Origin of the sequence: Streptomyces sp. NPDC015242, assembly GCF_043079125.1 — a bacterium.
Taxonomy (GTDB): domain Bacteria; phylum Actinomycetota; class Actinomycetes; order Streptomycetales; family Streptomycetaceae; genus Streptomyces.
Map to the genome: position 1 here is coordinate 125,019 of NZ_JBIBUF010000008.1, position 13,473 is coordinate 138,491.

The following is a 13,473-nucleotide window of genomic DNA, read 5'->3' on the forward strand; positions in this document are numbered from 1 at the left end:
GCCGTTCGTGGCCGGGTGACCACGTCCGTTTCTGACTTCGAGGAGTGAGTGTTATGTCCGAGGTGAAGATCTCCGCCGCCACGCGCACCGAGTTCGGCAAGGGTGCCGCGCGCCGCATCCGTCGTGAGGACAAGGTTCCGGGTGTTCTGTACGGGCACGGTTCGGACCCGATCCACCTGACGCTGCCGGGTCACGACCTGCTGCTGGCGCTGCGTACGCCGAACGTCCTGATCGCGCTGGACATCGACGGCAAGACCAACGAGCTGGCGATCCCGAAGGCCGTGCAGCGTGACCCGCTGAAGGGCTTCCTGGAGCACGTGGACCTGCAGCTGGTCCAGCGTGGCGAGAAGGTCACGGTCGAGATCCCGGTGCAGACCGAGGGTGAGCTGGCCCCGGGCGGCAACCTGCTGGAGCACGTGCTGAACGCGCTGCCGGTCGAGGCCGAGGCGACGCACATCCCCGAGTCGGTGACGGTGTCGGTGGAGGGTCTGGAGGCCGGTGCCTCGATCCTGGCCAAGGACATCACGCTGCCGAAGGGCACGACGCTGGCCGTCGAGGAGGACGCGGTCGTCCTTCAGGTGCTGGCCGCGCAGGCCGAGGAGGCCCCGGAGGGCGAGGAGGCCGCTGGGGACGAGGCCGCCGAGGCCTGATCCTCTTCGTCGTCGTTTCGTCGGCCGCTGTTCCCGTGCGGGGCAGCGGCCGACGCGTATGAAGGAGACATGGACGTGACGACCGATGCCGCCGCTCCCTGGCTGATCGTGGGGCTGGGCAATCCGGGGCCGGAGTACGCGGGCAACCGGCACAACGTGGGCTTCATGGTGGCCGATCTGCTGGCGGAGCGGGTCGGGGGGAGGTTCAAGCGGGCCGGGCGGGCGCAGGCGCAGGTGGTCGAGGGGCGGATCGGGCCGCCGGGGCCGTTGAACCGGCGGGTGATCCTGGCGAAGCCGATGTCGTACATGAACCTGTCGGGCGGTCCGGTGAACGCGCTGCGGGACTTCTACAAGGTGCCGGTGGCGCATGTGGTGGCGGTGCACGACGAGCTGGACATCGACTACGGGACGCTGCGGCTGAAGCTGGGGGGCGGCGACAACGGGCACAACGGTCTGAAGTCGATGACGAAGGCGTTCGGGGCGGACTACCACCGGGTGCGGTTCGGGATCGGGCGGCCGCCGGGGCGGATGCCGGTGGCGGATTTCGTGCTGAAGGATTTCTCGCCGGCGGAGCGCAAGGAGCTGGACTACTTCGTGGACCGGGCGGCGGACGCGGTGGAGTGTCTGGTGATCGAGGGGCTGGAGCGGGCGCAAAGCACGTACAACTCCTGACTTGTCGCCCGGTGAGGTTGACGGGCCGTTGAGGCATGGCCAATGATCCCGGCCATGCCTGCCCATGCCGTCTCCTCTCGTCCGGTCGCGGCCGTCGTGCTGCGGTGCGGACGGTTCGCCGTGATGGGCGTGGTGGCGGTGCTGATCCTGATCGCCGGGGTGTGGGCGTCGTGGGGTACGGCGCAGCACGTGATGCTGACGAAGGGCCGTGAGCAGGGCACGGTCGATGTGGCGCGGTGCGGGGAGCGGTCCTGCTGGGGCCGGTTCGCGCCGCGGACGGCGGGGGCGCAGCCGCGGGCGCGGGTGGTGCTGGAGCGGTCGGTCGCGGTGGAGCAGGGCCGGACGTACACGGTGGTGCTGAAGCCGGGCGGTGCCGAGGCGGTGCGGTCGGGGCCGGCGGGTGTGCTGTACGCGTGGGTCCCGCTGGGTGGCGCGTTGTTGCTGGCGTCGGTCGTGGTGGCGGGTGGGTTGCTGCGGACGCGGGCGGCGTGGGTGCTGGGTCTGTCGGGTGTGGCGTTGCTGACCGCGGCTTTCGTGACCGTCTGAGGGGTCGGGGCGTTCTCCAGGTCTGTGGAGGGGCCCGAGTGTTGTGCGTTCGTGATTGACGTGCGGTCGGGCGAGGCTGGAAGCTGAGCCGCCCCCTCCACATCTTCCCGTCACTTCTCGAAGATGGACGACTTCCCGATGCGAACCCTCTCCCGCTGCGGCGCTGTGTGCGCCGCCGCCTCCGCGGTCCTCCTGCTCGCTCCCGCCGCGCACGCCACCCCGCCCGGTGACAACGGCACGGTCAAGATCCATGACGCCACGACGGGCGAGGAGCTGCGCCGCAACGAGCCGCACGTGTGCACGTTCTACCTGGACGCCTTCGGTTTCGACGGCGGTCAGCAGGTCGACTGGCACATCGACGCGATCCCGCCGAGCGAGAACAAGGGACAGACGGTGAAGTCGGGTGCCCTGACGCTGGACGGCGAGGGGCACGGCCGCAGCGCGGACCTGTCGCTGCCCGACGGGCACTACAAGCTGTTCTGGAACTTCGACGGCGAGAAGGGCGCGGCGAAGCACAAGGTGTTCTGGACGGACTGCGGGGACGAGGCGCCCGGTGGTGGGACGCCGTCCGGGTCGGCGTCCGGGTCGCCGTCGTCCGGGGCGTCCGAGGCTCCGTCGGGCGAACCGGGTGAGCCGGGTGCGTCGGTGTCTCCGGGCGCGTCGGCGGGCGCGGGTGCGTCGTCGTCGCCGTCCCCGCAGGGCGTCGCCGGCGGTGATCTGGCCGAGACGGGCAGCGGGGCGCCGGTGGGCCTGCTGTCGGGTGTGGCGGCGGTGCTGCTGGCGGCCGGCGGGTTCCTGGTGTTCCGTCGCCGGCAGGCGGGTCGCGGCTGAGGTGTGACATGAGCGGTGCCCCCGAGCCGTGTGCGGCTCGGGGGCACTGTTCGTGTGCGGGGCCGGTTCAGCCGGTGTTGCGCAGGCCGGCCGCCACGCCGTTGACGGTGAGGAGCAGGGCGCGGGCGAGCAGCGGGTCGGGGGTCTCGCCCGCGGCGGCCGTGTCGCGCTGCCGCTTGAGCAGGGCGACCTGGAGGTAGGAGATGGGGTCGAGGTAGGCGTCGCGGATGGCGAAGGTCTGCTTGAGGACGGGGGCGGCGTCCAGCAGTTCGTTCTCGCCGGTGACGCGGAGGACCTCGGCGACGGTCAGCTCGTGTTCGGCCTTGATGGTGTCGAAGACGTGCTTGAGGTCGTCGGGGACGAGGGTGTCGACGTAGTGCTGGGCGATCCGCAGGTCGGTCTTGGCGAGGGTCATCTCGACGTTGGAGACGAAGTTGCGGAAGAAGTGCCACTGCTCGTACATCTCGTCGAGGACGGTGTCGAGGCCGGCCTCGCGCAGGGCCTTGAGGCCGGAGCCGACGCCGAACCAGCCGGGGACGATCTGCCGGGACTGGGTCCAGCCGAACACCCAGGGGATGGCGCGCAGGCCGTCGAGCGAGACGCCGGAGCCGGGGCGGCGGGAGGGCCGGGAGCCCAGGTGCAGGTCGGCGAGCTGGTCCACCGGTGTCGACGCGAGGAAGTACGTCGGCAGGTCGGGGTCCTCGACGAGGCGGCGGTAGGCGGCGTGGGCGGCGTCGGAGACGACGTCCATCGCGGCGTCCCAGCGGGCGAGGGCCTCGGTGGACTGGCGGGGCGCGGTGTGCAGGGCGGAGGCCTGCAGGGTGGCGGCGACCGTCAGTTCCAGGTTCTCCCGGGCCAGGGACGGGATGAGGTACTTGTCGGAGATGACCTCGCCCTGCTCGGTCACCTTGATCTCGCCCTCCAGGGTGCCCCAGGGCTGGGCGAGGATGGCGTCGTGGGTGGGGCCGCCGCCGCGGCCGACGGTGCCGCCGCGGCCGTGGAAGAGGCGCAGGCGGACGCCGTAGCGGTGGGCGACGTCGCGCAGGCGGCGCTGGGCGCGGTGGATCTCCCACTGGCTGGTGGTGATGCCGCCGAACTTGGAGGAGTCGGAGTAGCCGAGCATGACCTCCTGGACGTCTCCGCGCAGCGCGACCAGGCGCCGGTAGGAGGGGTCGGAGAGCATGTCCTCCAGGATGGTGTCGGCGGCCTTGAGCTCGTCGGTGGTCTCCAGCAGCGGCACGATGCCGATCTTGGCCCAGCCGGCGTGCAGGTCGATGAGGCCGGCCTCGCGGGCGAGGACGGCGGCGGCGAAGACGTCGTCGGCGCCCTGGCACATGGAGATGATGTAGGACTCGATGACCTCGGGTCCGAAGACCTCCAGGGCCTTCTTGACGGTCTGGAAGACGCCGAGGGTCTTCTCGCCGGGCGCGTCGACGGGCGCGGGGGTGGGGGCGAGGGGCCGGCGGGACCTGAGCTCCTTGGCGAGGAGCTTGGCACGGTACTCGCGGGGCATGTCGGCGTAGCGCCAGGATTCCTCGCCGAGGCGGTCGAAGAGCTGGCCGAGGGCGTGGTGGTGGGCGTCGGCGTGTTCGCGGACGTCCATGGTGGCGAGCTGGAGGCCGAAGGCGGCGAGGGTGCGGATGGTGCGGGCGAGGCGGCCGTCGGCGAAGAGGCCGCCGCGGTGGGCGCGCAGGGAGTCCTGGATGATCCGCAGGTCGGCGAGGAGTTCGCCGGTGCCGAGGTAGTCGCGGCCCTCGACGTGCTGGGTGCCCTCGGCGAGGCGCTTCTTGGTGTTCTCCAGCTTCTGCCGGATGCAGGTGGCCTTGAGCCGGTAGGGCTCCTCGGCGTTGAGGCGCTTGTAGCGGGGGCTGATCTCGGGGAGGTTCTCCAGGTCGGTCTGGAGGGAGGTCAGCAGTTCCTCGGTGGCGCCGGCGTAGCGGATGGAGTTGGACAGGAAGCCGCGGAGCTCGTCGATGGTCTCCAGGGCGTCGTTGATGCCGTGCTCGTGCTGGAGGATGAGGATGTCCCAGGTCACCTGGGGGGTGACGTTGGGGTTGCCGTCGCGGTCGCCGCCGATCCAGGTGCCGAAGGTGAGGGGGCGGGTGTCGTCGGGGAGCTTGACACCGGCGCGCTCCAGCTCGGCGGTGAGGTCCTCCAGGACGTCGCCGACGGCGCCGGCGTGGAGTTCGTCGAGGTAGTAGATGGCGTTGCGGGCCTCGTCGGCGGGCTCCGGGCGTACGACGCGCAGTTCGTCGGTCTGCCAGACGAGGTCGATGTTCTCGGCCAGGCGGATGTCGAGGCGGCGGCGGTCGGACTCGATGACCGGGGTCTCCAGGAGCGCGGCGATGCGCCGGAGCTTGTTGAGGACCGACCGGCGCGCGGCTTCGGTGGGGTGGGCCGTGAAGACGGGCCGGACGTTGAGGTTGCGGACCGTCTCGCGCAGGTGTTCGGGGTCGGCGTCCTTGAGGCGGTCGGCGGTGCGGGCGAGGAGGCCGCCCTCGGCGGCGCGGCGGGCGCGCAGCTCGCGGCCGCGGTGGACCTGCTCGGTGACGTTGGCCAGGTGGAAGTAGGTGGAGAAGGCGCGGACCAGCTTGGCCGCGGTGTCGAGTTCGGTGCCGCGCAGCAGCTCGGCGGCGGCCTCGCCGTCCTCTCGGGTGAGGCGGCGGACCTTCTCGACGAGGTCCAGCAGCTCGGGGCCCTCCTGCCGGACGAGGGTCTCTCCGAGGAGGTCGCCCAGGCGGCGGATGTCGGCACGCAGCTCGCTGCTCGTCGTCGTGGTCTGGTCGTCGGCACTGCTCACAGGTGCGGCTCCTTGCAGTGTTGAAGCTCGTCTGGGAGGGAACCCGGACGGCGTCTCGCGCGGCGGGCGCCGCTTACGGGGCCGGACGTCCGGGAAGAAATCAGAGCGGACCGCGCTGTCCGACCGACTCAAGGATAGGTGTCGGCCGGGACGCGCAGGCTGTCGGGCTCTTGCCGCGAAGCGACGCACTGCCATACTTACGATGCCGTAGGTTACGGAACCGTAGGAAGCACGGCACGGATTCCCGTGGCCCGGCGACTCCTTCTCCATCCACATACCCCCCAGGGGACGCGTATGACCAGTAGTTCCGACGTGATCGAGGACGCCGCGAAGGCGCCCGGTCAGCCCATCGACGCCGCAGCGGAATCCGCCACGCTGGGCGGCGAGAAGAAGCGGTCCATCGAGCAGATCGCCCTCCTCATCTTCATCATCGTCCCGTTCCTCGCGCTGCTGGCGGCCGTGCCGCTGGCGTGGGGATGGGGAGTGAGCTGGCTGGACCTCGGTCTGCTGGTCTTCTTCTACTACCTGGGGTGCCACGGCATCACGATCGGGTTCCACCGCCACTTCACGCACGGGTCCTTCAAGGCGAAGCGGCCGTTGAAGATCGCGCTGGCGATCGCGGGATCGATGGCGGTCGAGGGGCCGCTGGTGCGCTGGGTGGCCGACCACCGCAAGCACCACAAGTTCTCCGACGCGGAGGGCGACCCGCACTCGCCGTGGCGGTTCGGCGAGACCCTGCCGGCCCTGATGAAGGGCCTGTGGTGGGCGCACATCGGGTGGATGTTCGACGAGGAGCAGACGCCGCAGGAGAAGTACGCCCCGGACCTGATCAAGGACAAGACGCTGCGTGCGATCTCCCGCCAGTTCGTGCTGTGGACGGTGGTGTCGCTGGCGCTGCCGCCGCTGATCGGTGGTCTGGTGACGATGTCCTGGTGGGGCGCCTTCACGGGCTTCTTCTGGGGTTCGCTCGTCCGGGTGGCGCTGCTGCACCACGTGACCTGGTCGATCAACTCGATCTGCCACGCGGTCGGCAAGCGCCCCTTCAAGTCGCGTGACCGCTCGGGCAACGTGTGGTGGCTGGCGGTCCTGTCGTGCGGCGAGTCCTGGCACAACCTGCACCACGCCGACCCGACCTCGGCGCGGCACGGTGTGATGCGCGGCCAGCTCGACTCCTCGGCCCGGCTGATCCGCTGGTTCGAGATGGCCGGGTGGGCGTACGACGTGCGGTGGCCGTCACGCTCGCGTATCGATTCTCGGCGTACCACCGGGGAAGGCGGCTCCCGGCGCGGGAAGGAGCCCGTCGAGGCGGCATGATGGTCGCTGTGGCGACCGACTCGAGCAGCACCCCCAGCAATGACAAGCCGCGGCGAGCGCGTCGCACCCGGATGACCGGTGCCGAGCGCCGCCAGCAGCTGCTGGAGATCGGTCGCACGCTCTTCGCCGCCAAGGGGTTCGAGGGCACGTCGGTGGAGGAGATCGCGGCGAAGGCCGGGGTCTCCAAGCCGGTGGTCTACGAGCACTTCGGCGGCAAGGAAGGGCTGTACGCGGTCGTGGTGGACCGCGAGATGCGCCGCCTGCTGGACATGGTGACCAGCTCCCTCACGGCCGGTCACCCGCGCGAGCTGTGCGAGCAGGCGGCGTTCGCGCTGCTGGACTACATCGAGGAGTACACGGACGGGTTCCGCATCCTGGTCCGTGACTCGCCCATCCCCCAGTCCACCGGGTCGTTCGCCTCGCTGATCTCGGACATCGCCACCCAGGTGGAGGACATCCTGGGCCGCGAGTTCAAGAGCCGGGGCTTCGACCCCAAGCTGGCGCCGCTGTACGCCCAGGCCCTGGTCGGGATGGTCGCCCTGACCGGCCAGTGGTGGCTGGACGTGCGCAAGCCGAGGAAGGCCGAGGTGGCCGCGCACCTGGTGAACCTGGCGTGGCACGGCCTGGACGGCCTGGAGGCCAAGCCGCACCTGATAGGGCGCCGCAAGGCCTGAGCCGGCCGGGCGCCGCAAGGCTCCGGCACCTCCTCGGCGCCGTCGTGCGCGTCCTCGTCACCCACCCGGGCCGCACGGGCCGGGCGGCGGTCAGGCCCGCCGCGCCACGGCGAAGATCCGCCGGAACGGGAACGGCGTGCCGTGCGGTCCGGCCGGATAGGCCTCGCGCAGGGCCTCCCGGTACGCGGCGAGGAAGTCCTCGCGGGCCTCGGGCTCGTCGGCGAGCGCGCTCAGCACGGGCCGCAGGCCGGTCCCCTTCACCCAGTCCAGCACCGGGTCCTCGCCCTGCAGCAGATGCAGGTACGTCGTCTCCCACACGTCGGCGGCGCAGCCCAGCGCCGTCAGCCGCTCGTGGTAGGCCGCGGGGGTGAGCACGGCGCCGGCGTGGCGCAGGGTGCCCGCGAGCCGGTCGCGCCAGCGCGGTGACTCGGCGAGTGCGCGCATCAGCCGGTGGCTGGGGGCGTCGAAGTTGCCGGGCACCTGGAAGGCGAGGATCCCACCGGGCTTCAGCCCGGCGACCCAGTCGGCGAAGCGTTCGGCGTGCCCGGGCACCCACTGCAGGGTGGCGTTGCTGACGATCAGGTCATACGGCTCGCCGGGCGTCCAGGTGCGGGCGTCGGCGGGGGTGAAGTCGAGGTGTCCGCCGCCCGGGGTCGGGCCCTCGTGATGGACGTGGGCCCGGTCGAGCATCTCGGGCGAGTTGTCGTAGCCGGTGATCCGGGCGGTGGGCCAGCGGGCGGCGAGCAGCGCGGTGACGTTGCCGGGGCCGCAGCCGAGGTCGGCGATGCGGGCCGGCTCGTCCGGCAGGCCGGGGACGCGGGCGAGGAGATCGGCGAAGGGCCGGGCGCGGGGGCTGGCGTGGCGCAGGTACTGCGCGGGGTCCCAGGTGGGGTCGGCGGCGGGGGGCATGGATCCTCCTGTGTCCTTCGAGGCGGCCGGGCAAGGGCACGGACAGGCGCACACCCAGCGTGATCCGCAAGGTATCTCGATGTCAAGATAATGGACATCAAGAGACTCTACGTCGACACAACCACTACACTGATCGTCATGGAGGACGAGGTCGACCGGCTGGTCGCAGCATGGCGCCGGGAGCGCCCGGACCTCGACGTGGAACCGCTCGAGGTGCTCAGCCGTGTGAGCAGGCTGGCCCGGCATCTGGACCGGGCCCGCCGCCTGGCCTTCTCGGAGCACGGCCTGGAGCCGTGGGAGTTCGACGTCCTCACGGCCCTGCGCCGCGCGGGCACGCCGTACCAGCTCTCGCCCGGGCAGCTCCTGACCCAGACGCTGGTCACCTCCGGCACGATGACCAACCGCATCGACCGCCTGGCGAAGAAGGGCCTGGTGGAACGGCTGCCCGACCCCAGCGACCGCCGGGGCGTGCTCGTCCGGCTCACGGACGAGGGCAGGGACCGCGCGGACCAGGCCCTGGCGGGTCTGCTGGACCAGGAGCGCGCGATCCTCGCCGAGCTCAGCCGGGCCCAGCGCGGCGAACTGGCCGGGCTGCTACGCCAGCTGACCGCCCCGTTCGACAACATCCCCGGCTAGGTCGACGGGCCCGACCCCGGCCCGCCGGGCCAGGGCCACGGCGGCGAGCGTGGAGTGCACCCCGAGCTTGCCCAGGACGTTCTGCATATGGGTCCGCACGGTGTGCGGGGACAGATACAGGCGCTCGGCGACGGCCTTGCGCCCCAGCCCCGCCACCATGCACCGCAGCACTTCCCGCTCACGCGGCGTGAGGGACTCCACCAGCCGCTCGCTCTCCGTGCGGTGCTTGCGGGCGGCGGTGAGCTCCCGCAGGACACCGGTGAGCAGGGCCGGCGGCAGATGCGTCTCGTCCCGCAGCACGCCCCGGATGACGGTGAGCAGCCGGGACAGCGAGCAGTCCTTGGCGACCCAGCCGGAAGCACCGGCCTGCAGTGCGAGCGCGGCCCGCCGGGGGTCGTCCTTCTCGGCCAGCACGACGATCCGCACGTTCGGCTGCGCGGAGCGCACGCCCGTGACGAGGGATATGCCGTCCACGAGCCCGTCCTCGTTGCCCTCCTGCACGGGGACGGCCGGGCGTGCGCCCGGCACCTTGCCGCCCAGGTCGGCGTCGACGAGCAGCACGTCGAACCGGCGCCCCTCGGCGACCGCGCGCTCCAGGCTGCGCAGCGCGGCGGGACCGCTGCCGGCGGCGGAGACGTCGACGTCGGGCTCGGCGGCCAGGGCCGCGGCGAGTGACTCGGCGAAGATGCGGTGGTCGTCGACGACCAGGACTCGGATGCGAACCACGAAACCCCCTTACCCGAGCTCTTGAAGAGCAGGGGATACCCGTCGGGAGTCGACCCGCGCGGGTACGACCCCGGAGTGTGCCGTCGGCTGCGCCTGTCCGTCCGTCCTTGCCGCAGCCGACCCGGGTCGCCGCAGCCGCACGGCCGCCGCCGTGCAGGAACCGCTACCCCCACTCCGGGCGTCGTACCCGGCTGTCTCGCCCCCTGATCGGCACCGGCCCCCACCGGTGCTGTTCATCAGGGTACGGGCGGGGGCCCGGAGCGGAAGGTTATTTGCAGAACTGACTGTCCGGCGCGTTTATGGTGTGCCGCATGTTCCGTCTTGAGACAGAAGTCGACAAAGCCCGACGTGATCTGCTCCGTACGCGCCTGCGGGACACGAACACAGCCGCCTCTCCGGTCCTGCGCGCCCTGCGCGGGACGCCGGACGAACGGGAGGTTCCGTTGCACGTGTGGGCTGTGAACGACTCGGACGGCGAACTGGCCGGCGGCCTGGTCGGCCACACCTGGGCGACCTGGCTCCACGTCACGTACCTGTGGGTGGACGAACGCCACCGGGGCCGGGGGCTGGGCGCCCGGCTGCTCGCCCGGGCGGAGCACACCGCCGCGCGGGAACGCGCCTGCCGCTCGTCCCGCCTGGAGACCTGGGACTTCCAGGCCCCGCGCTTTTATCAGAAGCAGGGCTACGAAGTGGTGTGCGTGGTGCCGGACTATCCGCCGGGGATCACGGAGTACACGCTGGTGAAGAGGCTGTGCCGGCCCACCTCCTGATCATCGCGGGCGGGCGTCCGGATAGCGTGGGTTCGCAGTCACCCCCCACGTCAACGGGAGCACACAGTGAACCGCCCCGCCCGGCTCGTGACAGCCGCGCTCACCGCATCCGCAGCCCTGCTGCTGACCGCCTGCGGCTCGGGGGGAGGTGACGGATCGTCGTCCGACGCGATCGCCGGCGCGGACGCGGGCCGGAAGCCGTCGGCTCCACCCTCGGCGTCTGCTGAGGCGGACGGGGTGGGACGGCCGGAGATCGAGCTGCCCTCGGACATGAAGCTGGTCTTCGAGGGACAGCGGACCGGCGACGCCACGAAGGACGCGATCCTGGCGGACAACGAGCGAACCGTCAGCACGGTGTGGCAGGCCATGGCGCTCGGCGACGTGAAGCAGTCGGGCATGGCCTTCTACTACACCGACGACGCGCTGGCCGGCGTCTACCAGTACGCCAAGGGCGCCATCGCGAAGAAGACCAGCTGGGCCGGCACCCTGCGCTACTACGACCGCCAGGTGACGGTGTTCGACGAGAAGTCGGCGGCTTTGACGTACTGCGTCGACGAGAGCAAGGCAGACCTGAAGAACCGCGAGACGAACAAGCTGCAGGGCACCGAGACCACGTCCGACAGCTACGTCTTCTACAACCTCGGCCTGAAGAAGAACGCGGACGGCGTGTGGCAGACGTGGGACCTGACGGAGGACCGGGGGGCGCAGAAGTGCCAGCCCTGACGCGACGCCTCGGGGTGGCGACGCTGACCACGGTGCTGGTCGGCGTCGGCGCCTTCCCGGCTGCAGCCGGCGGGTTCGACGCGATCGGCAGCCAGGAGCGCGCGACGTCCGGTGGTTCCTCCGGTGCCTTGCTGGAATCCCGCGTCAGCATCACGGTCAAGGGCACCGCACCCGAGGACGGCGGTCCGATCACCTCCACGGCCGTGGACTGGCAGCCGCCCGCCTGCTGGTACGAGCCGTACTGGAAGGCGGAGGACTTCAAGACCTTCACCGAGGCCAAGTGGTCGATGTACGAGTCCGCCGGGGGCGCGCCCGAGGGCATCGCGGACGCCCGGGCGCGCTACAAGACGGGTCATCCCTACAAGGACTTCAACGTCGACAAGAACGACGAGGGCATGTGGTGGGTGGCCGTCAAGAACCCGGAGATGACGGACGACCCGGCAGCCAAGGCCTGCACGCGGGACCCCTTCTGGGTCGACAACGGCCGGACCCCCGACGTCCCCCAGGCCATCGACACCGAGACCCTCGCGGGTCTGGCTCACCAGCGGACCGTCGTGCCGCCGACCAGGATCTCCATGGCGCCGGACGGCAGGTCCACGGTGAACGCCCCCACCTGGCTCTGGCTGGACAAGGGCGCCTTCAAGCCCGTCTCCGTCACGGCGAGCCTGCCCGGCACCGGGCTGTGGGCGACCACGACCGCCGAGCCGGTCAGCCTGCACATCGATGCGGGAACGGACGACGCCGAGACCCTTCCGGCGTCCGGCGAGTGTCTGATCGACGAAAACGGCTCGATCGGAGAGCCCTACGCCAGGGGCAAGGCGGAGCGGACACCGCCGTGCGGGGTGCGGTACCTGCGATCGTCGGGGAACGGCACCTACGCTCTCGAAGCGACTCTCACCTGGGAGATCACCTGGAAGGGCGCGGGCGGAACGGGCGGTGAACTGCCCGAGGGGACGTTCGCCACCACCACCGAGGTGCCGGTCCAGGAGATCCAGGCCGTCAATCGCTGAGGTGGGTGGGACCGGCGTCCTTGGAGGGGGCCGGTCCCGGGGTGGGTCAGTGGAGGCGGCGGGCTCCCGGGGAGGGGACCGCTTCGAAGACGCGGGGGGTGGTGAAGTCCGCCGCGGCGAAGGCCTCCGTCACCGCCTTGGTGATCGCGTCGACGTCCGCCTCCTCCGCCAGGACGATCGCCGAGCCGCCGAAGCCGCCGCCGGTCATGCGGGCGCCCAGGGCGCCGGCCGTCAGGGCCGTGTCGACGACCAGGTCCAGCTCGGGGCAGGAGATGCGGAAGTCGTCGCGCAGGGAGGCGTGGCCCTCGACGAGGACCGGGCCGATCGCGCGGGTCTCGCCGGATTCGAGGAGGGAGACGACCCGTTCGACGCGTTCGTCCTCCGTGACGACGTGGCGGACCAGGCGGCGGACCTCCTCCTCGTCGCCGAGGCGGGCCAGGGCCTCGTCCAGACCGTCGTAGGGGATGTCGCGCAGCGCGTCCACCCCGAGCAGGGCCGCGCCCTTCTCGCAGCCCGCGCGGCGCTTGCCGTACTCGCCCTCGCTGTGGGAGTGCTTGACCTGCGTGTCGACGACCAGCAGGCGCATGCCCTCGGCCGCCAGGTCGAAGGGGATCTGCTTCTGGGAGAGGTCGCGGGTGTCGAGGAACAGCGCGTGGCCGGCCTCGCAGCAGGCCGACGCCGTCTGGTCCATGATGCCGACCGGGGCGCCGACGTAGACGTTCTCGGCGCGCTGGCACAGGCGGGCGAGCTGCCAGCCGCGCAGGCCGAGGGAGTACAGGTCGTTCAGGGCCAGGGCGACCACGACCTCCAGGGCCGCCGAGGACGACAGGCCCGCGCCCGAGGGGACGGTGGAGGCGAGGTGGACGTCCGCGCCGGTCACCGCGTGACCCGCCTCGCGCAACGCCCAGACCACGCCCGCCGGGTACGCCGTCCACTTCTTGTCCGACTCGGGCGCGAGGTCGTCGAGGCGGAGTTCGGCCACGCCGCCCTCGACGTCCGCCGAGTGCAGGCGCAGGACACCGTCCTCGCGGCGGGAGACCGCGGCCACCGCCTGGTGCGGCAGCGCGAACGGCATGACGAAGCCGTCGTTGTAGTCGGTGTGCTCGCCGATGAGGTTGACGCGGCCCGGTGCCGCCCACACCCCGTCCGGCGCGGATCCGTACAGCTCCGCGAACCGCTCGGCGACCGTCTCGGCAACAGCCTCGCTCATGC

At 71.4% G+C, this 13,473-nt stretch carries 14 protein-coding genes; 10 read left to right on the forward strand and 4 right to left on the reverse strand.

Annotation, left to right across the window (positions count from 1 at the left end):
* Positions 1–53 precede the first annotated feature (53 nt).
* The 4 genes from ACF07N_RS26060 (at position 54) to ACF07N_RS26075 (ending at position 2,699) form a co-directional block, all read left to right on the forward strand.
* Positions 54–650 (forward strand): 50S ribosomal protein L25/general stress protein Ctc, encoded by a 597-nt coding sequence (locus tag ACF07N_RS26060; RefSeq protein ID WP_383329974.1) that lies wholly within the window; start codon positions 54–56, stop codon positions 648–650.
* 69 nt (positions 651–719) lie between these two features.
* On the forward strand, positions 720–1,322 hold the full coding sequence (gene pth / locus ACF07N_RS26065; protein ID WP_392117260.1) for an aminoacyl-tRNA hydrolase: 603 nt from the start codon (positions 720–722) through the stop codon (positions 1,320–1,322).
* 54 nt (positions 1,323–1,376) lie between these two features.
* The gene (locus ACF07N_RS26070) at positions 1,377–1,868 is read left to right on the forward strand and encodes a hypothetical protein (RefSeq protein ID WP_392117262.1); all 492 of its coding nucleotides are present in this window, start codon (positions 1,377–1,379) and stop codon (positions 1,866–1,868) included.
* Between the two features lie 138 nt (positions 1,869–2,006).
* Positions 2,007–2,699 (forward strand): LPXTG cell wall anchor domain-containing protein, encoded by a 693-nt coding sequence (locus tag ACF07N_RS26075; protein ID WP_392117265.1) that lies wholly within the window; start codon positions 2,007–2,009, stop codon positions 2,697–2,699.
* 67 nt (positions 2,700–2,766) lie between these two features.
* Here ACF07N_RS26075 and ppc read toward each other — a convergent pair whose 3' ends face one another.
* Entirely contained in the window at positions 2,767–5,499 is a 2,733-nt protein-coding gene (ppc, locus tag ACF07N_RS26080) for a phosphoenolpyruvate carboxylase (protein ID WP_392117268.1), read from the reverse strand.
* Positions 5,500–5,793: 294 nt separating this feature from the next.
* On the opposite strand from ppc, the gene ACF07N_RS26085 reads away from it, so the two are divergent.
* Positions 5,794–6,813 (forward strand): acyl-CoA desaturase, encoded by a 1,020-nt coding sequence (locus ACF07N_RS26085; protein WP_392117271.1) that lies wholly within the window; start codon positions 5,794–5,796, stop codon positions 6,811–6,813.
* On the forward strand, positions 6,810–7,487 hold the full coding sequence (locus tag ACF07N_RS26090; RefSeq protein WP_383329957.1) for a TetR family transcriptional regulator: 678 nt from the start codon (positions 6,810–6,812) through the stop codon (positions 7,485–7,487). Before ACF07N_RS26085 ends, ACF07N_RS26090 begins: the two co-directional genes overlap by 4 nt.
* Before the next feature lie 90 nt (positions 7,488–7,577).
* Here ACF07N_RS26090 and ACF07N_RS26095 read toward each other — a convergent pair whose 3' ends face one another.
* A complete protein-coding gene (locus ACF07N_RS26095; RefSeq protein ID WP_392117274.1) occupies positions 7,578–8,396 on the reverse strand; it encodes a trans-aconitate 2-methyltransferase in 819 nt (272 codons plus the stop codon).
* A 138-nt stretch (positions 8,397–8,534) separates the two neighbouring features.
* Here ACF07N_RS26095 and tamR point away from each other — a divergent pair, with 138 nt between their 5' ends.
* Positions 8,535–9,032, forward strand: a complete 498-nt coding sequence (gene tamR / locus ACF07N_RS26100) for a MarR family transcriptional regulator TamR (protein ID WP_030242768.1) — start codon at positions 8,535–8,537, stop codon at positions 9,030–9,032.
* Here tamR and ACF07N_RS26105 read toward each other — a convergent pair.
* Positions 8,991–9,758 carry a response regulator transcription factor gene (locus ACF07N_RS26105; protein WP_031117914.1) on the reverse strand — a complete coding sequence of 256 codons (768 nt, stop codon included), beginning with the start codon at positions 9,756–9,758 and terminating at the stop codon, positions 8,991–8,993. The genes tamR and ACF07N_RS26105 overlap by 42 nt on opposite strands.
* A 299-nt stretch (positions 9,759–10,057) precedes the next feature.
* Between ACF07N_RS26105 and ACF07N_RS26110 the strand changes: the two genes are divergently transcribed.
* The 3 genes from ACF07N_RS26110 (at position 10,058) to ACF07N_RS26120 (ending at position 12,261) form a co-directional block, all read left to right on the forward strand.
* On the forward strand, positions 10,058–10,528 hold the full coding sequence (locus ACF07N_RS26110; protein WP_392117278.1) for a GNAT family N-acetyltransferase: 471 nt from the start codon (positions 10,058–10,060) through the stop codon (positions 10,526–10,528).
* Positions 10,529–10,594: 66 nt separating this feature from the next.
* Entirely contained in the window at positions 10,595–11,251 is a 657-nt protein-coding gene (locus ACF07N_RS26115) for a hypothetical protein (RefSeq protein WP_392117281.1), read from the forward strand.
* A complete protein-coding gene (locus ACF07N_RS26120) occupies positions 11,239–12,261 on the forward strand; it encodes a hypothetical protein (RefSeq protein WP_392117284.1) in 1,023 nt (340 codons plus the stop codon). The genes ACF07N_RS26115 and ACF07N_RS26120 overlap by 13 nt, the downstream gene beginning before the upstream one ends.
* Before the next feature lie 46 nt (positions 12,262–12,307).
* Here the strand turns inward: ACF07N_RS26120 and galK are convergent, their stop codons facing one another.
* Complete coding sequence (gene galK, locus ACF07N_RS26125; protein ID WP_392117287.1) at positions 12,308–13,471, reverse strand: galactokinase; 1,164 nt, start codon at positions 13,469–13,471, stop codon at positions 12,308–12,310.
* Positions 13,472–13,473 lie beyond the last annotated feature (2 nt).